Annotated in this window: 22 protein-coding genes and 1 tRNA gene; 8 read left to right on the top strand and 15 right to left on the bottom strand. The window is 29.4% G+C overall.

Annotation, left to right across the window (positions count from 1 at the left end; all coding sequences use genetic code 11):
* Positions 1-11 precede the first annotated feature (11 nt).
* Both L8X97_RS00115 and L8X97_RS00110 read left to right on the top strand, forming a co-directional pair.
* Positions 12-1,604, top strand: coding sequence for a methyl-accepting chemotaxis protein (locus tag L8X97_RS00115; protein ID WP_263662354.1), 1,593 nt, complete (start codon positions 12-14; stop codon positions 1,602-1,604).
* Positions 1,605-1,621: 17 nt separating this feature from the next.
* Entirely contained in the window at positions 1,622-2,035 is a 414-nt protein-coding gene (locus L8X97_RS00110; RefSeq protein WP_133319320.1) for an META domain-containing protein, read from the top strand.
* Positions 2,036-2,045: 10 nt separating this feature from the next.
* Here the strand turns inward: L8X97_RS00110 and pyrF are convergent, their stop codons facing one another.
* From pyrF to L8X97_RS00080, 6 genes are read right to left on the bottom strand one after another with little or no spacing between them, the layout of a single operon-like run.
* Complete coding sequence (gene pyrF / locus L8X97_RS00105) at positions 2,046-2,729, bottom strand: orotidine-5'-phosphate decarboxylase (protein ID WP_263661577.1); 684 nt, start codon at positions 2,727-2,729, stop codon at positions 2,046-2,048.
* Positions 2,726-3,124, bottom strand: coding sequence for a transcription antitermination factor NusB (gene nusB / locus L8X97_RS00100; protein ID WP_133319322.1), 399 nt, complete (start codon positions 3,122-3,124; stop codon positions 2,726-2,728). The genes pyrF and nusB overlap by 4 nt, the downstream gene beginning before the upstream one ends.
* Position 3,125: 1 nt before the next feature.
* Positions 3,126-3,596 carry a 6,7-dimethyl-8-ribityllumazine synthase gene (gene ribE, locus L8X97_RS00095; protein ID WP_012661257.1) on the bottom strand — a complete coding sequence of 157 codons (471 nt, stop codon included), beginning with the start codon at positions 3,594-3,596 and terminating at the stop codon, positions 3,126-3,128.
* Positions 3,597-3,608: 12 nt separating this feature from the next.
* On the bottom strand, positions 3,609-4,412 hold the full coding sequence (gene kdsA, locus L8X97_RS00090; protein WP_263662353.1) for a 3-deoxy-8-phosphooctulonate synthase: 804 nt from the start codon (positions 4,410-4,412) through the stop codon (positions 3,609-3,611).
* Between the two features lie 18 nt (positions 4,413-4,430).
* Positions 4,431-5,792, bottom strand: a complete 1,362-nt coding sequence (locus L8X97_RS00085; RefSeq protein WP_263659331.1) for a uracil-xanthine permease family protein — start codon at positions 5,790-5,792, stop codon at positions 4,431-4,433.
* Entirely contained in the window at positions 5,782-6,714 is a 933-nt protein-coding gene (locus L8X97_RS00080; protein ID WP_263661579.1) for a DMT family transporter, read from the bottom strand. The genes L8X97_RS00085 and L8X97_RS00080 overlap by 11 nt, the downstream gene beginning before the upstream one ends.
* 99 nt (positions 6,715-6,813) lie before the next feature.
* Between L8X97_RS00080 and der the strand changes: the two genes are divergently transcribed.
* The 5 genes from der to L8X97_RS00055 are packed head-to-tail and all read left to right on the top strand — an operon-like array spanning position 6,814 to position 13,294.
* On the top strand, positions 6,814-8,199 hold the full coding sequence (gene der / locus L8X97_RS00075; RefSeq protein WP_263662352.1) for a ribosome biogenesis GTPase Der: 1,386 nt from the start codon (positions 6,814-6,816) through the stop codon (positions 8,197-8,199).
* Positions 8,183-8,680, top strand: a complete 498-nt coding sequence (locus L8X97_RS00070) for a shikimate kinase (protein ID WP_263662351.1) — start codon at positions 8,183-8,185, stop codon at positions 8,678-8,680. Before der ends, L8X97_RS00070 begins: the two co-directional genes overlap by 17 nt.
* Positions 8,677-9,636, top strand: coding sequence for a tryptophan--tRNA ligase (gene trpS, locus L8X97_RS00065; protein WP_263662350.1), 960 nt, complete (start codon positions 8,677-8,679; stop codon positions 9,634-9,636). The genes L8X97_RS00070 and trpS overlap by 4 nt, the downstream gene beginning before the upstream one ends.
* Before the next feature lie 11 nt (positions 9,637-9,647).
* Positions 9,648-10,883, top strand: coding sequence for a serine--tRNA ligase (gene serS / locus L8X97_RS00060; protein WP_263659326.1), 1,236 nt, complete (start codon positions 9,648-9,650; stop codon positions 10,881-10,883).
* Positions 10,884-10,891: 8 nt separating this feature from the next.
* Positions 10,892-13,294: a tetratricopeptide repeat protein gene (locus tag L8X97_RS00055; RefSeq protein ID WP_263660567.1), complete on the top strand. Its 2,403-nt coding sequence runs from the start codon at positions 10,892-10,894 to the stop codon at positions 13,292-13,294.
* A gap of 102 nt (positions 13,295-13,396) precedes the next feature.
* Here L8X97_RS00055 and L8X97_RS00050 read toward each other — a convergent pair.
* The 7 genes from L8X97_RS00050 to secA form a co-directional block, all read right to left on the bottom strand.
* Positions 13,397-13,471: transfer RNA gene (locus tag L8X97_RS00050), tRNA-Asn, on the bottom strand.
* 67 nt (positions 13,472-13,538) lie between these two features.
* Positions 13,539-14,447 carry a radical SAM protein gene (locus L8X97_RS00045; RefSeq protein ID WP_263662349.1) on the bottom strand — a complete coding sequence of 303 codons (909 nt, stop codon included), beginning with the start codon at positions 14,445-14,447 and terminating at the stop codon, positions 13,539-13,541.
* Positions 14,444-15,466, bottom strand: a complete 1,023-nt coding sequence (gene hemE / locus L8X97_RS00040; protein WP_263660565.1) for a uroporphyrinogen decarboxylase — start codon at positions 15,464-15,466, stop codon at positions 14,444-14,446. Before hemE ends, L8X97_RS00045 begins: the two co-directional genes overlap by 4 nt.
* Positions 15,467-15,480: 14 nt before the next feature.
* Positions 15,481-15,987, bottom strand: a complete 507-nt coding sequence (locus L8X97_RS00035) for a YqhA family protein (RefSeq protein ID WP_087699510.1) — start codon at positions 15,985-15,987, stop codon at positions 15,481-15,483.
* A gap of 11 nt (positions 15,988-15,998) precedes the next feature.
* Positions 15,999-17,018 (bottom strand): aspartate-semialdehyde dehydrogenase, encoded by a 1,020-nt coding sequence (locus L8X97_RS00030; protein WP_263662348.1) that lies wholly within the window; start codon positions 17,016-17,018, stop codon positions 15,999-16,001.
* Positions 17,019-17,027: 9 nt separating this feature from the next.
* Positions 17,028-18,317, bottom strand: a complete 1,290-nt coding sequence (locus L8X97_RS00025) for a sigma-54-dependent transcriptional regulator (RefSeq protein ID WP_263659321.1) — start codon at positions 18,315-18,317, stop codon at positions 17,028-17,030.
* Positions 18,318-18,325: 8 nt separating this feature from the next.
* A complete protein-coding gene (gene secA, locus L8X97_RS00020) occupies positions 18,326-20,917 on the bottom strand; it encodes a preprotein translocase subunit SecA (RefSeq protein WP_263659320.1) in 2,592 nt (863 codons plus the stop codon).
* A gap of 119 nt (positions 20,918-21,036) precedes the next feature.
* Here secA and lolA point away from each other — a divergent pair, with 119 nt between their 5' ends.
* Complete coding sequence (lolA, locus tag L8X97_RS00015) at positions 21,037-21,543, top strand: LolA-like outer membrane lipoprotein chaperone (RefSeq protein WP_263659319.1); 507 nt, start codon at positions 21,037-21,039, stop codon at positions 21,541-21,543.
* On the opposite strand, the gene L8X97_RS00010 is transcribed toward lolA, so the two are convergent.
* Positions 21,544-22,194: a flagellar basal body-associated FliL family protein gene (locus L8X97_RS00010; protein WP_263659318.1), complete on the bottom strand. Its 651-nt coding sequence runs from the start codon at positions 22,192-22,194 to the stop codon at positions 21,544-21,546.
* Complete coding sequence (locus L8X97_RS00005) at positions 22,191-23,537, bottom strand: ATP-dependent DNA helicase (RefSeq protein ID WP_263659317.1); 1,347 nt, start codon at positions 23,535-23,537, stop codon at positions 22,191-22,193. Before L8X97_RS00005 ends, L8X97_RS00010 begins: the two co-directional genes overlap by 4 nt.
* Positions 23,538-23,571: the final 34 nt, after the last annotated feature.

Here is a 23,571-nt window from a genome sequence, read left to right as displayed (position 1 = left end):
AGGAGTTTTAAATGTTTAAAAGCATAGGTGCAAAAATATCTTTAGCAATGATTTCTACATTGCTAATTAGTTTTATTATCATGCAGATTATCTTACAAAAAGATTCTCAACAAACTACAGATAGAATCAGCCGTGCACATTTAGATACTTTAAGCACTTCTGTTTTTCAAACATTAAGAATGGCAATGAATTTAGGCGATCCTGCTATTATAGAACAAGCTATAAAAGATGCTGGTGAAATAGAAGGTATAAAAGATATTAAAATTTATCCTTCAAAAAGCACAGTTGAGCTCTTTGAAATACAACATTTTACAAAAAGTGATGAGAGTATTATCAACGAGCAATTTAACAAGCCAGAAATTAAAGCTGTTGAAATCAATAACGAACAAGGACATTATCTAAGACTTATACGCCCACTTATCGCCAATAAAGGTTGTCTTGCTTGTCATGCTAATGCTAAAGAAGGTGATGTTTTGGGTGTTATGGATATGTACAATGATTTAAAACATGTAGATGATGATTTGGCAAGTTCAGCTAGAACTTATATTATAATCTTTAGCGTTGCTTTGCTTTTTACCGTTTTTGCTGTACTTTATATTTTAAAAATAGTTGTAGGTAATCCTGTTTTAGATCTTTTAAAACACGCTAAAGAACTAGCTAGCGGCGATGGAGATTTACGCGCAAGAATTAATATAAAAAGCACCGATGAAATAGGTAAAGCTTGCACCTACATCAACCAATTTATTGAAAAAATTCAAAATACAGTGGTTTCTACCAATAAAAACTCTCAAATGGTAGATAAACAATCTAAACTTTTAAATGCTAATGCACTTGATCTAGCAAATAGAACTAAAGAAGGTCATACAAAAACTGATGAATCTTATCATTTAAGTGAGCAAATTCATACAGAATTACAAGATCTTGCTGAACTTTCAAATAACGCAAATAAAGCCAATACAAAATCTTTTGAAGTTTTAAACACCATGCTTGACTCATTAAATCAAGTAGTAGGTAAGGTAAAAGTTGTAGCTGAAAATGAAGATATATTATCTCAAAAAGTAGAAGTTATGGAAAAACAAGCAGAAGAGATTAAAAAAGCTTCTGATATGATGGGAGAAATTGCTGATAAAACCAATCTATTATCTTTAAATGCAGGTATTGAAGCTGCGCGTGCTGGAGAATTTGGTCGCGGCTTTTCAGTTATTGCTGAAGATGTAAGAAATCTTGCTCAAAATTCAGAAGAATTTTTAAAAAATATTGCCATCGTAACCAAACAATTGGTAGATAGTATCAATGAAGTTTCTAAAGAGTTAAAACACAATGCTAACGAAATTAACTCTTTAAATCAAGATGCAAAAGAACTTGTAGAAGGAACCAATGAAGTAAAAGTTTGCAATGAAAATGCAAGAGATTTAGCAAATGCTTGCATGCAAAAAATTTCAAGCACACAAGAAACTTTGCAATCTTTGCTTGATAAAATGCAAGAAACGGTAAAATTAAGTGATAAAAATGAAGAAATTTCAAAAATTTTATTAGATGTTGCTCATGAGTTAAATATAGTTTGTCAAAATTTAGAGGATGAATTAAAACATTTTCATGTATAAATCAAAGGAGTATAAAAATGAAAAAAATAATCACATTAAGTATAGCGAGCTTAGCTATTTTTAGTGGGTGTTCTGTGGCAAATTTAAGTGTTGATGATTTACAAAATAAAGAATTTACTATAAGTTCTTATGAAGCTAATGGAAAAAATCATGAACTTCCTCAAAATACTAAAGCAAGCATTAGTTTTGATAATAAAGATAAAAGAGTTTTTGGTGTATCAGGATGTAATAGATTTTTTGGAAACTATAAAGATCAAGGAAGTAGTATCAAAATAGAAGATAATCTTGCTTCGACAAAAATGCTTTGCGATCAAGAATCTATGAAATTTGAAAACGACTTCTTAAGATATTTTAATGGAGAATTTCAAATTATTAGTGATGATGATGGAATTATTTTAGAAAATAAGAAAATGAAAATTTATTTAAAATAAGCCTCTAGGCTTATTTTAAATGCTCTAATATATTCTCACAAACCATTCTAGGTTCTTTTGCCTTATAAATAGGTCTTCCAACCACGATAAAATCTGACAGATTATCCTTAGCACACTGTATATCAGCTACTCTTTTTTGATCATCTAAATTTTCTTTAAAAGGACGAATTCCAGGAGTTAGTGTAATAAAATTTGTATTTGTATTTTCTTTAATCAATAAGCTCTCATATACCGAACAAACCATACCATCAAGACCGCTTTCATAGCTAATTTTAGAAAATTCCTTAACGGCTTGTTTGATATTTTGTCTATATATACTAAAAAATTCTTGCTCATCAAAACTAGTTAAAGCAGATACAGCAAGCACCAAAGGTCTTTTGCTTAAAGCACTTAAACGCTCCATAATCATACACATAGCACTTTTACCTGCACTTGCGTGGATATTAAACATATCCACATCAAGTTTAGCAAGCTCTTCGCAAGCATCTGCCATGGTATTTGGTATATCATAAAGCTTTAAATCTAAAAAGATTTTAAAATCATCCACTTTTTTAATCGCCTCTAAAAGCTTTGCTCCATCTCTTAAATATGATCTAAGCCCTATTTTAACCCAAAGATCTAAACCTTTTAATTCTTTAGCCAAACTAATACACTCATCATAACTTGACACATCAAAAGCCACACAAAGTTTCATTGCTTTTCCTTGTTGATTTTATCCAACACCCCGTTGATAAATTTAGGAGCATTATCTCCTGCCATTTCTTTTGCAAGCTCTATAGCCTCATTAATGATAATCGCTTTTTGTGTAGAAGTAAATAAAATCTCATAAGTACCCAAACGCAAAATGGCCTTTTCTATACTAGCTACTCCATCTAATTTGTGCTCTTTTAAACACTCATTGATTTTCTCATCAAGCAAAGTAAGTTGCTCATTAATACCATTATATAAATCTAGAGTGAATTTTCTTTGGTCATTGCGAATTTTTTTCTCATCCAAAAATTCATTGATAAAATCTTTATTTTCTTGATTTAACTGTGCTGCATAAAGCAAAGAAACTATACTTTGTCTTACTTGGTGTCTAGTAGCCATTTTAAGCCTTAATTTTTTGGATTAAATTAAGCATTTCAACCACAGTAAGCATAGCTTCAAAACCCTTATTACCTGCTTTACTACCTGCTCTTTCTATGGCTTGCTCTAAGGTATCAGTTGTTAAAACTCCAAAACTCACAGGCACATTAGCTCCAAGCCCTACACTTGCTATACCTTTGGTAGTTTCAGCTGCTACATAATCAAAATGTGGTGTACTTCCACGAATTACTGCTCCAACACAACAAATTCCATCAAATTTTTTACTCTCACAAGCTTGTTTTAATGCAAAAGGAATTTCAAAAGCACCTGGCACTAAGATAAGACTTAAGTTTTCTTCCTTGCCCCCATGTCTTAAAAAAGCATCTTTAGCACCTTCAACTAAACGATCTGTGATGATATGATTAAATCTTGCATTGATAATCGCAATTTTCTCATCACCTTTTAAACTTAAATTTCCCTCTATTATCTTCATAATTTTCCTTTTTTAAATGATTTCTTGAATTTTTAAAAGCGTATTTACGCAGTTTTTAAGTCTTGAAAGATCAAGCATATTTGGTCCATCGCATAAAGCTTTGCAAGGATCAATGTGCGTTTCAAAGAAAAATCCATCTACGCCTACACTAGCAGCAGCTCTTGCTAATGGCTCTACAAATTCACTTTTGCCTCCACTACTGCCACCATTTGCTCCTGGCATTTGCACACTATGAGTAGCATCAAAAATAACCGGAGCATATTTTCTCATGATAACCAAACTTCTCATATCTACAACCAAATTTCCATAGCCAAAACTCGAACCCCTCTCAGCTACAAAAACTCCATTTTCTTTGGCTATTTCAAAACCTTCTTCATTAATGCCTCTAGTTTGTAAAATTTTAGCTACACTGTATTTAATATCTTCAGGGTTTAAAAATTGCCCTTTTTTTACATTTACTTTGGCTTTTGTTTTAGCAGCAGCTACTAATAAATCAGTTTGCCTGCATAAAAAGGCAGGAATTTGTAAAACATCTACAACCTCAGCCGCAACACTCGCTTGAGAACTCTCATGAATATCAGTAAGAATTTGCATGCCAAATTTATCTTTCACTTTTTGCAAAATTTCCAAGCCTTTTTCAAGACCTGGTCCTCTAAAACTATTAATACTAGTTCTATTTGCTTTATCAAAACTTGATTTAAAATAAAAATCAATTCTATCATCTTTTAAAAAGCATTCAAGCTCTTGTGCAACTTTAAAAACAAGTTCTTCATTTTCTATTACACAAGGACCTGCTATTAGTATCATTTTTTTCATTATTTTTCCTTATTTTTATTATTTTACTTTATTTTTTTCATTTTCTTCAAGCGGAAAAACGCAATTTAAAATAATAGCCGTAATCCCACCTGCTGCAATCCCTGAAGAAAATAAAGTTTTAAACCACATTGGCATAAATTCTAAAATATCAGGATTATTAGAAACTCCAAGCCCTATACCCAAACTCATAGCTATGATGATAATAGAACGACGATTTAGATTTTCCTTAGAAATAATCCTAACTCCCGTTGCAGCTATAGTACCAAACATTACTAAAGTTGCTCCACCTAAAATAGGCTCTGGAATTTGTAAAGTAATATCAGCCACAATAGGAAATAAACCCAAAATCATCAACATAAAAGCTACAATAAATCCAACATATCGACTTGCAACACCTGTTAAAGCTATAACGCCATTATTTTGCCCAAAACATGAATTTGGAAAAGTATTAAAAAAGGCTGAAACAAAGGAATTAAAACCATTAGCCAAAACCCCGCCTTTTAATCTTTTTGCATAAAGTTCGCCTTTAACTGGCTGATTTGAAACTTCACTAGTAGCACTAATATCGCCGATAGTTTCTAAAGAAGTTACCATAAAAACTAAAATCAAAGGTAAAATAAGATTATAATCAATACTCAAACCATAATGTAAAGGATCGGGTAAAAACACTAAAGGTAAATTTTCATTAAAATTAAAACTAAAATTTTCAAAAGTCATAGCTACTAAAAGCCCTATTATCATAGCTATAAATAAAGAAGAAATTCTTATATAAGCATTATTAAAACGATTTAAAACAATAATACTTAAAATCACAACTCCAGCTAATAATAAATTTTGCAAAGAACCAAATTCACCACTTACCTTAGCCGCAAATCCACCTCCTGCACTCACAAGGCCAACATTAATCAAACTAAGACCTATAATCATCACAACTATACCTGAAACCAAAGGCGAAATCACTCTTCTAATAAAAGGTAAAATTTGTGAAATAATCATTTCAGTAGTAGAACAAAGCATTAAAGTGCCAAAAATGGCTCCAAGCATTGCTTCTTGCGATAAACCATTATTTTTTAAAACAAGCCCACCTAAAATAATAGGTGCAACAAAGTTAAAACTAGTCCCCTGAATAGATAAAAGTCCACTCCCTATAGGACCCCAAGTTTTAATCTGCAAAAGCGAAGCAACACCTGAAGCAAAAAGCGACATACAAATAATTCTAGCCGTATTAGTATCATCTATCCCAAGACCTTTGCAAATTAACAAAGCAGGTGTAATCACAGCAACAAACATAGCCATTAAATGCACTAATGCAGCAAAAAATGCCTTAGCAAAAGGTGGTCTATCTTCTAAACCATAAATTAAATCTGTTTTATTTTCCATTTTTCTTTCCTTTTGTTTGCTTACTAACCAAAATAATTCCTCCTAAAATAATGCTAAAAATTCCTATAAAAACCATTAAGCTAGGAAATTTATCTCCTAATAATATGCCCAAAAATAAAGTAAAAACTACATCTATATAGCTAACTCCCGCAACAACTCCTGCCTTTTTTGCTACCCCATAAGCTTTAGTAACATGAATTTGATACATTGCTCCAAAAATTCCCATCAAAACAATAAAAATCCAAGCTTTAAGACTAGGCATAACAAAAGGAGCAATTAAAAAATCAAGCTCTTTTATTTCATAAAAAGAACCTACAATCATAGACATTAAAGGCATCAAAGTACCAATTAAAACAAAAGATAAAGCTATAAATGGCGCTGGGTATGATTTTCTAAGCTCTCTTACGCTAGTTAGCGCCAAGGCTGCACAAAAACCGCTTAAAATTCCTAAAATACTATTTTTTAAATCAAAACCTGAATGCGTAGTGCTATCTGCAAAAGGCTGACAGATTAATAATACTCCTATAAAAGCAATCAAAATCCCAAAACAAGCTTTTAATCCTAAACTTTCTTTAAAAAATAAAAAAGCAATCAAAGCTATAAAAATAGGTGCTGTTTTTTGAAAAGCAAAAGCCCCACCTAATGAAATATTAGAAACATTATAAAAGAAAAGATATAAAGCAATCGTTCCTATAATACCTCTAAAAATAAGCAGTCCAAGATGTCCGCCACTTTTATGAAAATTTAATTTTGAAAGCGCATAAAGCATAAAAGCTGTGCCTATAATATTTCTAAAAAACATAATTTCAATCGATGATAATTCTTCACTAAGAATTTTTGCACAAGCACCTACAAATGCAAATTCTATAGAAGCAATAATCATAAAATATATACCTAAATTCTTTTTAACTATTCTTAACATATAAATTCCATATAAAATTCCTGTTATTTTAGTCTTTTTTGCTTAATTTTAAGGCAATTTTTATATAATCACAAATAAAAATTTAAAAAATGAGTATTAATGCAAAGTATTATTTTAATAGGAAAACCAAATGTTGGCAAATCAAGTCTTTTTAATAGACTTGCAAGAAAGCACATTGCAATAACTAGTGACATAAGTGGAACTACAAGAGATATTAATAAAATAGAAGTAGAAATTGATGGCAAAAAAGCTTTATTGATAGATAGCGGCGGGCTTGATGAGAGTAATGAGCTTTTTAAAAATGTCAAAGCAAATTCGCTTAAAGCTGCTAAAAATAGTGATATTATCTTTTATATGGTGGATGGAAAATTTTTACCTGATGATGAAGATAAAGCTTTTTTTTATGAAATGAAAAAACTCAACAAACCCATAGCTTTAGTAATCAATAAAGTCGATAACAAAAAAGACGAGGAAAGATCTTGGGAATTTTCTAATTTTGGAGTAAAAGAAGTTTTTAATATCTCTGTAACACATAATATAGGCATTGATGAGCTTTGTATGTGGGCTAGTAAGTTTTTAGATGAAAGTTATTTAAATGCAGATGAAGAAGAAGACTTTGAAAGTTATTTAGAAAATTTTGATGAAAATAGCGGAGATTTTAAGCTAAAAACTATTAATGAAAATCATATTAAAGTGGGAATTATCGGCAGGGTTAATGTAGGAAAATCAAGTCTTTTAAATGCTTTAGTAAAAGAAGAACGTAGCGTGGTAAGCGATATAGCAGGCACTACAATTGATCCTGTTAATGAAAGCATTATGCATAAAGATAAAATCATCGAATTTGTAGATACTGCGGGTATTAGAAAACGCGGGAAAATACAGGGTTTAGAGCGTTATGCACTTAATAGAACTGAATATGCCCTAGCCAATGCTCAAATTGCACTTTTAGTACTTGACGCAGCTGAAGGTTTTAACGAACTTGATGAGCGTATCGCAGGGCTTGCTGCTAAACATTGCTTAGGTGTGATTATCGTACTTAATAAATGGGATAAAAGCGAACTTGATTTTGATAAAACTTTAAAAGAATTAAAACTAGATCGTTTTAAATTCCTAGCTTATGCACCTGTTGTAAGCGTATCAGCTTTAAGTGGAAAAAGAATACATGTGCTTTTGGATAAAATTTTAGAAGTTTTTGCAAATTTCACCCAAAAAATTCCAACAGCAAAATTAAATGCTTTGGTAGAAGAAGCCACAAGAGCCCACCCACTACCACATGATTATGGCAAATTAGTGAAAATTTATTATGCAGTTCAATACGACTTAGCACCTCCAAAAATAGCTCTAATTATGAATAGACCAAAAGCTTTACATTTTAGTTATAAACGATATTTACAAAATCAAATTAGAAAACAATTTAACTTTGAAGGTGTACCTTTAATTTTAGCTTCAAGAAAAAAAGGTAGCAAAGATGAGCAAGAAAACTAACCTCCTTTTTGTAGGATTTATGGGCTGTGGTAAAACAACTATAGCAAGGGCTTATGCAAAAAAATATGATAAATTCTTTTTAGATACAGATGTTTTAATCAAAGAAAAATTTAATCTTGAAATTAGTGAATTTTTTAAAACATATGGAGAAAAAAAATTTCGCAAAGAAGAAAAAAAACTTGTTTCGTTTTTAACTTATGTGCAAAATTGTTCTATTGCAAGCGGTGGTGGCTTCATAGAACAAAAAAAAATAAAAAATATTGGTACTATCGTTTACTTAAAAGCAAGTTTTGATTATCTCTTGAAAAGACTAAATAAAGAAGAATTGGCCACAAGACCCTTATTTTCAAACACAAACAATGCTAAAATACTATTTGATCAAAGAATTAAAAAATATGAAAAAAAAGCAAATATCATTATAAACATTGAAAACAAAAATATCCAAGAAATAATTAAAGAAATCAAAAAAGAGGTAAAATGAGAATTATTACAGGATTACAGCCAAGTGGGGATTTACATATAGGAAATTATTTTGGCTCTATAAAACAAATGCTAAATATGCAAGAAGAAAATCAAATGTATATGTTTATAGCAAACTATCATGCTATGACTTCAAATTTTAATGGAGAAAAACTTAAACAAAATTCACTCAAAGCTGCGGCAGCTTTTTTAAGTTTAGGAATTGATCCACAAAAAAGCGTATTTTGGTTACAAAGTGATGTAAAAGAAGTGATGGAGCTTTATTGGATTCTTTCTCAATTTACCCCAATGGGACTTTTAGAAAGAGCACATAGCTATAAAGATAAAATTGCCAAAGGTTTAAATGCCAACCATGGGCTTTTTTCTTACCCTGTTTTAATGGCTGCAGATATTTTACTTTTTAATGCTCAAATAGTTCCTGTAGGTAAAGATCAAATTCAGCATGTTGAAATAGCAAGAGATATAGCCTTAAAAGTAAATAATGAATGGGGTGAAATTTTTACCCTACCTCAAGCTAAAGTTAATGATGAAGTTGCAGTAGTACCTGGTACTGATGGAGCTAAAATGAGCAAGTCTTATCAAAACACAATCGATATTTTTAATACACCAAAAGCTATTAAAAAACAAATTTCTTCCATTATCACAGATAGTACAGCTTTAGAAGATCCAAAAGATTGGCAAAATTGTAATGTATTTAAAATCGCAAAATTGTTTTTAGACAAAACAAAACAAGAAACTTTAAAAAGTCGTTATGAAAAAGGTGGCGAAGGTTATGGGCATTTTAAAATGTATTTAAATGAAATCATTAGTGAGTATTTTGCCTCGGCTAAGGAAGAATATGAAAAATTACTAGCTAATCCTTCTAAAATCGATGAGATTTTAGAATTTGGAGCAAGCAAAGCAAAAAAACAAGCCCGAGAAACAATGGAAAAAATTTATGCTAAAATAGGACTATAAAAGGAGTTAGAATGTTAGATTTAAAACTTTTGCAAAATAATTTTGATGAAATTGCGCAAAAACTAAAAGCTAAAAAAGTAGATGAAAATTTACTCAAAGAACTTAGCGACTTATTTATAAATTTAAAAAAAGAAAAAGCACTTTTAGAAGAATTTCAAGCTTTTCAAAATAAATTTAGTAAAGAGCTTGCAACAGCACAAGATAAAGAAAGCTTAAAAGCACAACTAAGCCAAAATAAAGAAAAAATCAATACTCAGTCAAAAATCGTTAGCACGCTAGAAGAAAAACTAGAACAAATTGCCCTAGCAATACCAAATACCCCTGATGATTGCGTGCCTTTTGGAGAAGATGAAGATGAAAATGTAGAATTAAAAAAAGTTCTAACACCTCCTAGTTTTGATTTTGAAATCAAAGAACATCATGATTTAGGAGAAAAATTAAACTGGCTTGATTTTACAAGAGGGGTTAAAATCTCACAAAGTCGTTTCTGTGTACTTAAAAATGAAGGAGCTTTACTAAGTAGAGCCTTGGTAAATTATATGATTGATTTTAATAGAAGTAGAGGTTTTGAGCTAGTCAATGTACCATTTTTAGTAAATAGCGCGACCATGTATGGCACAGGACAGCTTCCTAAATTTAAAGATGATATGTATAAGGTAGAAAATGATGATTTATATCTCATCTCAACTTCTGAAATTCCTGTAACTAATCTTTATTCTAATGAAATTTTAACTCAAGAAGAACTACCCTTAAAAATGACCTGCTATAGTGCTTGTTTTAGACAAGAAGCAGGGAGCGCGGGTAGAGATACAAGAGGTATTATAAGGCAACATCAATTTGAAAAAGTAGAGCTTGTTAGTATATGTAAGCCTGATCAAAGTGAATTGATGTTTGAAGAAATGTTAAATTGCGCCAGTGATTTACTAAGCTCTTTGGGTCTAGCACATAGGCATTTAATGCTTTGCACGGGAGATTTGGGCTTTTCTGCTGCGAAAACAGTAGACTTAGAAGTATGGCTTCCATCGCAAAACAAATACCGTGAAATTAGCTCTGTGTCAAATTGTAAAGATTTTCAAGCAAGACGTGCAAAGATCCGTTTTAAAAACGATAAGGGCAAAAATGAATTAGTTCACACACTTAATGGTTCTTCGCTAGCTGTTGGTAGAACCTTAGTAGCTATTATGGAAAATTATCAAGAAAAAGATGGAAATATAAGAATTCCTGATGTATTAAGAAAATACTTTTAAGAGAAAACATGGCCGAAGAAGTAACACCTAAAGAACAAGATAATCAAGAAAAAGCTTTTTCAGAGATTGATGAAAATCCAGGAGTGGAAGAACAAACTATCCCTCCTGGCACAATACCTCCTGAATTAGAGGAAGAAGAAAGTACTTTTCAAAGAGTAGAGGAAGAACCTCAAGCATCACAACCTGAAGAAAAGAAAAAGCTTTTTGATAAAAAATTTCTTATTTTGATTTCAACACTTGGTGCTCTTGCTCTAATTTTATTTATTATTTTAGTTTTACTTCTTGTTTTTAAAGAAGATAAAAAAGTAATCACAAATAATCCAATTTTAGAAGATAATGTTAGTACAAGTATCACAAAGGTGAAACAATCTGCTTTAGATCTTGTAGTGCAAAAGGCAAATTTATTATATGAAAAAGGTGATATAGAAAGTGCTTTAGAGCTTTATAATAATATTAATATTTTCAATCAATCTTTATCTAGTTATAATCTTGGTGTAGCTCAAATGAAACAAAAAGATTATATTAGTGCTGTTGAGAATTTCAAACAATCTTTAGAATTAGAAGAACACAAAGTTGCAGCAGCTATTAATATAGCTGTGTGTTATTTTAATCTAGGCGATAAAGAGAAATTTAAATATTATCTTGATTTAGCAAGAGTACATTTACCACAAGATTCTAAATCTTCTTTGTATGATTATTATCTAGGATTAATTAATTACTATCAAGGATTTTATCCAGAGGCTTTACAAATGTTCATGCGTTCAAGTAATATCAACAGCTATCAAGGGGAGTCTTATTACCTTGGGGCAAAAATTTACGCATTATTAAAATCTGACCAAAACGCCATTAATCTTTTGCAAAAGCAACAAGATTATGAAGCAAGCTTACCCTTAGGTTTATTATATGCAAAACTAGGAGAGTATAAAAAAGCTAAAGAATATCTTGAAAAAGCATCAAAAATAGAAAATCAAGCCATAAGAAGCAAAATGGCTCTAGCTTTAGTAGAATTAAAAACAGGTCAATTTGACAATGGTGCACAAATTTTAAAAACTTTATATGTAAAAGATAGAGCTATTGGCTCAAAATACTATAACATAAAAACAAGACTAAAAAGAAATTTTTCAAATATTGATATAGCGCAGCAACATTTTGCCAAAAGTTTAATCACAGGAAAACAACAAATTTATGATTTACTTTTTTATTTTTCACCTTATCGCGTTTTTGATATAAAACAAAGCATGGAGCTCATCACAAAAGCTGATTTGGGAAATTTCATACAAGGGTATGAGTATGAAAATGAATTGCTTGTTAAAAGCAAAGCTTTATCAGGCGTTAATGTGGAATTATCTCATGCTATCAATCTAGCTTTTAATTTTCATCTAAGAGAAGCAAATCAAGAATTTAAAAATTTAAGTGAAATTTATCATGCTCACGATGTAATTCATTATAATCTTGCTTTAACTTATGCACAACTGCAAGATTATAATAATGCATATAAACATTTTTCAACTGCTTATCATTTAAATCCAAAAAATTATATTGCAGGTATTTTTGCCATATATTGCATGGATTTAGTAAAAAAAGATTATACCAAACTTGCTAATGAACTTTTGGAAAATTTACAAGCAGATAATAATATCGATCAAAATCATAATATCTATAAATATTTACTACATCTAGTTAAAAGTGACTTTACTGCTATGATTCCTTATTTAGATAACCTTTCAAATAGCAAAAATACTCCTTTAGAATTAATGTTTGCTATAGTAGCTGCTAATGGCAATAATCTTGAGATTTTAAGAAATCAAAAAATAAAAGAATTAAAAGATTTGCTCGGTGAGGATATTATTAGCAATATTTTATATTTTAATTCTAAAAACACAAATCTTGATATTAAAGAGTATGCCAAACAAGCACAAATGTATTTTTTAACAACCAAGCTTGATTATAATTCTTTATTTGGTGGAGCTGGTATAGTTAAAGACAGCTATGTGACACTTATGCAAATTACCGGCTTGTTAAATCATGTTAGAAATGACATAAAAAAAAGACTTGCTATGAGTAATAAAAATTCCATCGGACTGATTTTTGCTCTAGCTTATGTTGATATTTTTGCTAAAGAATACCAAGAAGCATATACACTTTACAATATCTTAATAGATGATTATAAAATCAAAGATGCACAAACTTTATTTTTAGCCGCAGTAGCAGCGATAGGTTCTAATAATCCAAATTCAGCCATAGCTTTACTAGAGCTTGCAAAATTAGAAAATGAAGAAACCTTAGAAGCAAGACTTGCACTAGGACTATTATATCATGAAGTCCAAAATTTAGAACCTGCTATGTTTCAATATGAAAAAGTAGGAAATAATTTTGAAAGTAAATTTTTTACTTTTGATATTAAAAATTAGTATTTTCATAAAATAAGAAAATACTAATTAACTATCAAAAAATATAATTATAAATTATAAATTAGATTATTATAAAATATACATGATGTTAACTTTATGAAGTGGCTCCGGATGTAGGATTCGAACCTACGACCAATCGGTTAACAGCCGACTACTCTACCGCTGAGCTAATCCGGAACATCAATAAATAAGAAATGATATTATATAAGAAAAAAACTTTTTTGTCAAGATTTTTTATAAAAAATTACGCTTTTTTGTAAAATTTTACTCCTGCTAAATTTTCTACAACAATTTTTCGTTCTTTAATTAATTTTTCTAATATATCTTTACTATGCTGACTAAATTTGTTTTCTATGTCAAATTCACTTTGTGCTCTAAGCTGCAGCATCTTCAAGAGCTCTTGGATATTAAAATCAATTTTTTCACCTTTGTAATAATGTTTAGCAAGCACAACAGGCACACTAGTAATATACATACTTAATTCTTCCAACTTTTCCAAAGATATACCTTTAACAGGATACGCAGGCGGTCTATCTATAGTGCTAAAATCCACTCTTGATGGTCTTATCTTGTCAAATGCTTCGTTTAAAGCCAACATCTCATCTTTGTTATCATTCAATCCCTTGACAATTAAAACTTCCATAACAAGCTCACCCAAAAATTTCTCTCTAAAGGCGATCATTTGTTCTATCATTGTTTCAAGTTTTATTTGCTTTAAAGCCCTATCAACTCTATAAAAAGTTTTTTCCATTGCACTATCAAGACTAAATTTAACCACATCAATATACATTAAAGCATCAAAAATATCCGAATTTAAAACTCCACTACCATTGCTTAGGATTAAGAGTTTTTTATCTTGTTTTATTTTATTTAACTCATAAACTAATTCTTTTAAATGAGGATATAAAGTAGGCTCACCATTTGCAGTTAATGTTAAAAAGTCAAATTGCACATTACTTTTAAATACACTTTGTACTTCATCGATAATATTTTTTATTTTAGGATAAATTAAAGATTTTTCCAAAGGTTTTGCAGCTTGTAATTCACAATAAACGCAGTCAAAATTACATTGTTTTTGATTTGGACTTAAATCAATTCCCAATGAAAGTCCAAATCTTCTTGAACTTATAGGCCCAAAAGTTATTTTACTCACTTTTTAGATTTCTCTTGAACTAGCTTGATAAAATATTTAGCATTATCAACAGGAATATCAGGTAAAATTCCATGTCCGAGATTAAAAATATGTGCACTATCTTGCATAATATTTAAAATTTTATCCACACCTTGTTCAATAGCTTTTTTATCATAGAGTCTACAAGGCTCCATATTACCCTGCAAAGTATATTTAGCGCCTAGTTTTTCCTTAGCCAGCTCTAAAGGGGTACTCCAATCTACTCCAAAGACATCAAAATTTCCATTTATATCATCTAAGAACCCACTTACCCCTTTAGGAAATAAAATCACAGGAATATGCGGATATTTTTCCTTTATAAAATCAGCAATTTCAAGCATATATTTAAAAGAAAACTCAAAAAACATTTCTTTTTCTAAAGCACTTGCCCAACTATCAAATATCTGTATAGCATTAGCACCTGCTCTAATTTGCTCTTGAATATAATACTTTAAAACAAAAGTAAGTTTAGATAAAATTTGATGTAAAAATTCAGGATTTTGATAGACTAATTTTTTACACTTTGCATAATTTTTACTACTACCACCCTCTATCATATAAGTAGCAATAGTCCAAGGACTTCCACAAAAACCAATCAAAGCTTTATCTTGTGTAAGTTTTTCTCTAGTAAATGCTAGTGCATCATAAACGTAAGAAAGATTTTTAATGCTTTTTTCAACATCTAATCTTTCCAATTCTTCTTTTGTTTTAATAGGATTTGAAAATATAGGGCCCTCGCCTTTTTCAAATTTTAAATCCATACCCATTTCTAAAGGTACTACCAAAATATCTGAAAAAATAATAGCTGCATCAACACCCAAAATATCTACTGGTTGTAAGGTAACTTCACTCGCTTTTTTATAATCTTTACAAAGTGATAAAAAATCTCCAGCACTTGCTCTAACCTGCATATATTCAGGTAAATATCTTCCTGCTTGGCGCATCATCCAAACTGGAGTATAAGGGGTTGACTTTTTAAAACATGCATCAATAAAAATCATTTTTATTCCTTATTTTAATGATCACTTTTGTGTAAAAAATAAAGTCCTATACAAAGAGCTAAAATAGAACCTGCAAGATAAGTCATATCCAAAACCGTATTTAGTTGCATTTGCAAAATTCTTTGGAAAAAATTTACGACTAAAACCATAATAATAACTTTTGCAAGCTTATCTTTTAGTTGATCTAAACTGTGCACTTCTAAAACTTTTGACTGTTTAGTTTGTTTAAATTCTTCTATTTCACTAATAAAAAGTTCATAAATTCCAAAAGAAAATATAAATAAAACTAAAGCCATTAAATATAAATCTACAGCCCCTATAATCAAACCAACAATATCCTCATGCAAATCTACCGTAGAATTAGGCAACATAAAATACTCAAATACATATTTTAAAACTTTAATCACATCATAACTTGCAATAAAAAATAAAACAAAAGCTCCTATAAGGCCAAAAATTACAGGCAAAATAGTGACTAAACGACTTTTAACTAATAAATTTTCAAAAAATCTTTCTAACATTTTTCTCCTTTTTAAACCAATTCTAACCATTTTTGCGCAATACGCACTGCATTTGTAGCAGCTCCTACACGAATTTGATCAGCCACGCACCATAAGTGTAAAATATTTTTATAATTAATATCACGTCTAATTCTTCCTACATAAGTTTCATTAGTATCGCTTGTAAAAAGTGGCATAGGATATTTTTTATTTTCTATATCATCAATCACAACAACACTTGGTGCTTTAGAAAGTATCTCTCTAACCTTAACAACATCAACATCTTTTTCAAAATGCATAGTAATAGCTTCACTATGACTTCTAAGCACAGGAACTCTTACGCAAGTTGCTGAAATTTCAAGTTTTTTATGCAATATTTTTTGCGTTTCATTTACCATTTTTAATTCTTCTTTAGTGTAGCCATTTTCACTAAAAACATCAATTTGAGGAATTAAATTTAAAGCTAAGGTATATGGAAAAGTTTTTGCCTCAAATTCATCTAATTTAAAAGCAAAAAAACTTTGCATTCCTTGAACTAATTCTTCCATACCTTCTTTACCTGCACCACTTGCTGCTTGATAAGTACTTACATCTACCCTTTTTAGATTAAATACATCATCAAGTGGTTTTAAAACATGTACCATTTGTATAGTAGAGCAATTTGGATTAGCAATAATTCCTGTTTTTTCCCAATCTTTAATATCTTCGCTATTGCATTCAGGAACTACCAAAGGAACATTTTCATCCATTCTAAAATGACTAGTATTATCAATCACTACAGCACCACACTCTACTGCGTATTTTGCATACTCAGCACTTATGTTTCCTCCGGCACTAAAAAAAGCAATATCTACAGGATTTTCTTTAAAAACATTTGGAGTTAATTCTTTTACTTTATAACTTTTTCCTCTAAATTCTACTTCACTACCTGCACTTTTTGCGCTTGCTAATGGTAAAATACTTTCAACCGGGAAATCAAGCTCATCTAAAACATTTAAAAGTTCTTCGCCAACCGCTCCTGTTGCACCTACAATGGCTATTTTTTTCATCATCCATCCTTTTTAAGTAATATTGTATTTTTTCATTTTTTCACTAAAAATTTTTTCACTCATCCCTATAAGCTTAGCTGCTTCTGCAATATCTTGCGAATTTTTTAAAGCTTCTAAAATCAATTCTTTTTCAAGATTTTTAATATCTTTACTTTTTCTACTTTCTAAAAATAAATCTTGAGCGCTAATCTCATCATTTTCACTTAAAATACAAGCTCTTTGTATAATAGAAATCAATTCTCTAATATTACCTGGAAAATCATAAGCTAGCAAAGCACCTTGTGCTTCTTGACTTAAAGTTTTTTCATTAAAATCGTATTCTTTACATGTATCAAGTAATACCTTTTGTGCAATTTGCAAAATTTCTTCTTGACGCTCTCTTAGTGGTGGTATATTAATAGGAATAGTATTAAGCCTATAATATAAATCTTGTCTGAATTCATTATCTGTAATCTTTTTTTCTATATGAGCATTAGTTGCACTAATAATTCTTACATCAATCTTTATACTTTTAGTACTTCCTAATCTTGTAATTTCTTTTTCTTGCAAGGCTCTTAATAATTTTGCTTGAATTTCATAAGGCATTTCACCTATTTCATCTAAAAACAAAGTGCCTTCATTAGCAAGCTCAAACAACCCTATTTTAGTAGTATTAGCATCGGTAAATGCACCTTTTTCAAAACCAAAAAGCTCACTTTCTATCAAATTTGATGGAATTGCTGCCATATTAATAGCCACAAAAGGTTTTTGTGCTCTTTTTGAATTTTTATGCACAAAATTTGCAAAAACTTCTTTACCTACCCCACTTTCTCCAAAAAAAAGCACACTTGCATCTGTCTTAGCAGCCTTAGTAGCCAATTTTAAACAATCTTCCAAAGCTTTAGAAGTGCCATAAAAATCTTGATTTTCTTCTTTTTTGATAATCTTTTTGTTTGTTTTTTTAGAAGTCTTTTCTTGAATTATTTTTGCGCGTTTTATCGCAGTTACTAAAGTATTAATATCAAATGGTTTTACTAGAAAATCTTTTACTCCAAGTCTTACTGCTTCTATGGCACGATTTAGCGTTGCATTACCTGTAATAATAATAAAATCATATTTATTCTCACAAGCTTGCACAAATTCAATACCATCCATACCCGGCATATTAATATCTGTAATAATCAAATCAACATCATCATTTAGTTTTTTTAAAGCTTCAGTTGCTGATTTATAAGATTTTATAGCAAATTCTTCATACTCACTCAAAGCAATTTCGAGTGATTTTCTCATATTTATATCATCTTCAACTATAACTAAATTCATTTCAAACCTTAAGCTAAAATACCCTTTTTAGGACCACTTTTACCATGACATTCTTTATATTTTTTACCACTACCGCAAGGACAAGGTGAATTTCTAGGTACTTTAGTAATTTGTGCTTCACCATTTTCATCAACACCACTTTCTGTGGTATTAGCTAAAAACTGCTCGTTTTGTTCGTGGCTTTTTTCTTCAAAATTTTGTGCTTCTTTTTGAGTGAAAACTACATTAAATAGTAATTTCAAACTATCAAATTTAACACGCTCAACAAGCTCCATGAAAAGATTATAACTTTCTTTTTTATATTCTACTAAAGGATCTTTTTGATTATAACTTCTTAAACCTATACCAGTTTTCAAAATATCCATTTGATATAAATGCTCTCTCCATAGATTATCCAAAATTTGAAGATATAGAATTCTTTCAATTCTTCTAGCTTCCTTATCTTCAATAATATTCATTTTATCTTTGTAAGCTTTTTCTAAAATTTCACTTAATTTATTTTCTGCTTCAATTACACCTAAATCTTTAAAATCAGCTTCGCTAAGCTCAAGATTACACTCATAATTTACTTTTTGCTTTAAGCTTTCAAAATGCTTAATATCATCTTCAAGTTCTGCATTTAGATAAATTTGGCTTACTAAGTGATTACTATACTCGGCAATATTTTTTAAAATTTTATCTTGCAAGTCAAATTCTTCATCTAACAATTCATTTCTATAATTATAAATAGTCTTTCTTTGTTCATTTGCCACATCATCATATTCAAGCAAATGTTTTCTGCTCTCAAAATGCAAGCTTTCAACTTTTTTTTGCGCATTCTCAACAGCTCTTGTAACAATACGACTTTCTATATGCTCGCCCTCTTCTATACCCAATCTTTCCATGATATTTTTTATGCGATCACCACCAAAAATTCTCAAAAGATTATCCTCTAAACTTAAGTAAAATCTACTTACACCAGGATCACCTTGACGCCCTGCACGACCACGAAGTTGATTATCTATTCTTCTGCTTTCATGACGCTCAGTTCCTATAATATAAAGCCCGCCTAAAGCTCTTATTTCATCATCTATTTTTATATCAACCCCACGACCTGCCATATTAGTAGCTATAGTCACTGCACCTTTTTTACCTGCATCTTGGATAATCAAAGCTTCTTGCTCGTGATTTTTAGCATTAAGCACATGATGAGGAATGCGTTCTTTTACAAGCATATTATGAAATACTTCACTTCTTTCAATACTTGCAGTTCCCACTAAAACTGGCTGACCCTTTGCATTTGCTTTTTTTATCTCTTCAATAACTGCTTTAAATTTTTCTTCTTGAGTTTTATAAATCAAATCATCTTTATCTATTCTTACAATTGGTATATTTGTAGGTATAGAAACTACATCTAAATTATAAATTTGAGAAAATTCCGTTGCCTCAGTTTGTGCAGTACCTGTCATGCCTGCTAACTTTTTATACATTCTAAAATAATTTTGGAAAGTAATATCTGCTAAAGTTTGACTTTCTTCCTGAATTTTTACCCCTTCTTTAGCTTCTAATGCTTGGTGTAAACCATCACTAAAGCGTCTTCCTTCACTTAATCTTCCCGTGAATTCATCAACAATTACAACTTCTTTATCTCTTAATACATAATGCACATCTTTTTCAAATAAATTATGCGCTTTTAAAGCCTGATCAAGCTGATGGGCCAATATTGCATTATCTAAGCTATATAAATTTTCTACTCCAAATAATTTTTCAGCCTTAGAAATTCCAGCCTCTGTAATCATAATAGTTCTATTTTTCTCATCAACAACAAAATCACCACTTGGCAATTCTTGAGGAGTAGTAGCTGCTTGGCCTTTTTGCATTTGTTTTGCTACTTCATTTGCTTTAACATAGCCGTCTAAAGTTCTATTTGTAGGCCCACTTATAATAAGCGGAGTTCTTGCTTCATCTATTAAAATACTATCCACTTCATCAACTATAACAAAATTATGCTCTCTTTGTACTTTTTCAAGCTTTGAAAATTTCATGTTATCGCGTAAATAATCAAAGCCAAATTCATTATTTGTACCATAAGTTATATCACACTCATAAGCTTTTTTATGTGCCTCATCACTATTTTGTTCTGAAAGTATCACACCTACACTAAAACCTAAAAAATTATAAATAGCACTCATTTGCTCTGCATCTCTTTTAGCCAAATAATCATTTACGGTAACCACATGCACACCCTTACCACTCATAGCATTTAATACAACAGGTAAAGTTGCAACCAAGGTTTTACCTTCCCCAGTTTTCATTTCAGCAATTTTTCCATCATGTAAAACCATACCACCAATTAATTGCACATCAAAATGACGCATATTAAGAGTTCTTTTTCCTACTTCTCTAACTATCGCAAAAACATCATTCAATATTTGGTCTAAAGTTTGTTCTTCTTTTTGAATTTGTGTTTTAAATTCTATAAATACTTGTTTTAATTCATCATCGCTTAAATTTTGGTATTTTGATTCTAAAGCATTAATTTGTGCAACCCTCTTTAAATATTTTTTTACTTCTCGATCATTTTTTGTGCCAAATATTGCTTTAAATACACTAGAAAACATTTTTTTACCTTTAATTACAAAAATATATGCTAGATTATACCTTGAATTTAATTAGAACTATATAAAAAGTTTTGTTTGGATAAATTTTATATAATTTACAAAATTTTTAAAGGATAATTATGAGATATTTTATATTTTTAATGTTATTTGCTTGTAGTATTTTTGCTTTTGATATAAATTTTAAAAATTTTAGTAGTGATTTTGAACAAAAGGTGCAAAGCAATAATTCTTCACTAAATTATAAAGGAAATTTTATCATTACTCAAAATAAAGCCTTTTGGAATTATACTAAACCAAATAAAAAACAAATTTATATCAATCACAAAGAAGTTATTATCATAGAGCCTGAGTTAGAACAAGCTATTTATACTCAATTGCAAAATTTACCAAATCTTCAAGAAATTTTTAAAAATGCAAAATTAATATCTCATGAAAATTATGAAGCAAAATACGAAAATATCACATATAATATCAAACTAAAAAATGATAATCTTAGTAATATTTCTTATAAAGATGAGTTAGGAAACTTAGTTAGTATTTATTTTTATAATCAGAAATTTGATCAAAATATCAACGAAAATATTTTTATACCAAAAATCCCAAGCCATTTTGATATTATTCAATAATCAAAATGGTATTTCATTAAACAAATCTTGTTGTTCTTTACTTGGAGCTAACATTTGCATTTGAGTTTTTTCCATGGTTTTTAAAATCATATCCATAGCCTCTTTACTTGTGTTAGTATCTTGATTAAAACTTTTATTATCATCTTTATCATTGTTGTTTATTTGATCGGTATTTATATCTTTTGATTGAGTATTATTTTGATCCGTATTTTTTGCAACTTTGGAATTATCTTGAATTTCCTTTTGTTTGATAGTTTTTATTGTATTGTCATCTTTTTTTTCCAAATCATTTATAAAACGCTTAAATTCTTCCAAGTCAAACTTAGCTACCGAATTAATTTTTAAAATATAAATATTTTTAATTTGAGTTTTATATTTTTTATTACTAAATTTAAGCAAGGTTTCTTTAAAATTATTTTTACCAACTTCTGTAAACAAATCTTCATAAAAATAACTAGATACAATGGTATTTAAAGCATCTATAATTTTCTTTTGATCTAAATTTTCTCCTTCAAAATCTAAATTCATTTCAATTTTTTTTAAAGTATTGTTTCCAACCTTTGAATATAAATCAGTTCTAAAATTTTCTATACTCAAGGAACTAGCATGGATATTAAAAAACATTAAAAGCAAAACTATAATCCACTTCATATTATCTCCTCATCTTCTTCTAAATCTATAAATTTTTCTTGTAAATAAAATTTTTTCACTTCTTTATCGGTTTTTAAAATTCTTAAAAAATAATCCTCAAAAGGCATTTTATAATTATATATGATTTTTAAATTACAAGGATTAATGGCCCTTGATAAACATACATATAATTGTCCTTTTTCAAAAATTCCATCAATATCACATATAAGCTTATCTATACTCATACCTTGAGATTTATGGATTGTTATAGCATAAGCTAGTTTTATAGGAAATTGAACAAATTTAGCTTTTATCTTAACTTCTAGTTTTTCATCTTTGTCTAACTCATACTCTTCTAAGGTATATTCATATGGTTTTAATTTCAATCTTTCACCATTATTTTTCTCTATCAGAATATATTCTTGCTCTTTATCTTTTATAAAATCTAAAATAATTCCTTGTTCTCCATTGTAATAATTTTCCTCTTTATTATTTACACAAAAAATAATCTTAGAACCTATTTTTAATTTTAACTCCTCTAAAGAATTTAATCCTTTAATCCACTGCTCATAAATTTTATCATCTAAAGTATAATCTAATTTTTCCATTCTTGATTTAAATATTTTTTCTTTACCTTGCAAAAGATTTAATTTTTTAGCATTTATACAATTAGCTTTTTTATTTGTAGCACACAATAGGGTATATTCGTCCATATACTCAAGCAAATCTTTTGGATAAATTAACATTTTTTTAAAAAAACTTAGTATTTCTTGATTTACTTTGCCAATTCTAAGAAAAAATAAATATTCATAAAATTGTTTATCTAAAGTTCTTTTAGTAATACTAAGCTTTAAATTGACAAATTTTAAATCATTCCAAGCTTGAGAAGAAAAAGCATATAGAGTATTTTGAAATAAAGTGTTTTGATTCTCTTTGTAGTTTATTACAGGTGGAAGTTGAAAAAAATCACCGACTAATAAAATTTTACCACTAAAGTCACTTCTTGTTAATCTATAATAAATCATTTCCATCAAAGATGCACTTATCATAGAAATTTCATCAATAATTAATAAATCACATTGTTTTAAAATTCTTTTTAATTTTTCTAACTTATTTCTTTGTTTTCGATCTTCATAATACAATTCATCATAATTTTGACATCTTTTAAAGGCAAAAAAACCATGTAAAGTAACTCCTCCTATATTAAATGCACTTAATCCAGTAGAACCTAATACAACAACAATTCTACCTTGTTTTCTATATAATTTAACAAGTTCTGTAGTTAAGAATGATTTACCAACTCCAGCAGAACCACTTAGAAATATATTATTATCTTTTAAGAAAAAATCTAACTTATTTAACATCATCCTAATATTATATTATAATCTACTAAAACTC

Origin of the sequence: Campylobacter sp. CNRCH_2013_0671h (assembly GCF_025773055.1) — a bacterium.
Lineage (GTDB): Bacteria > Campylobacterota > Campylobacteria > Campylobacterales > Campylobacteraceae > Campylobacter_D > Campylobacter_D lari_D.
The sequence above is the reverse complement of the archived record's forward strand: the minus strand, read 5'-3'. Positions and strand labels throughout refer to the sequence as shown.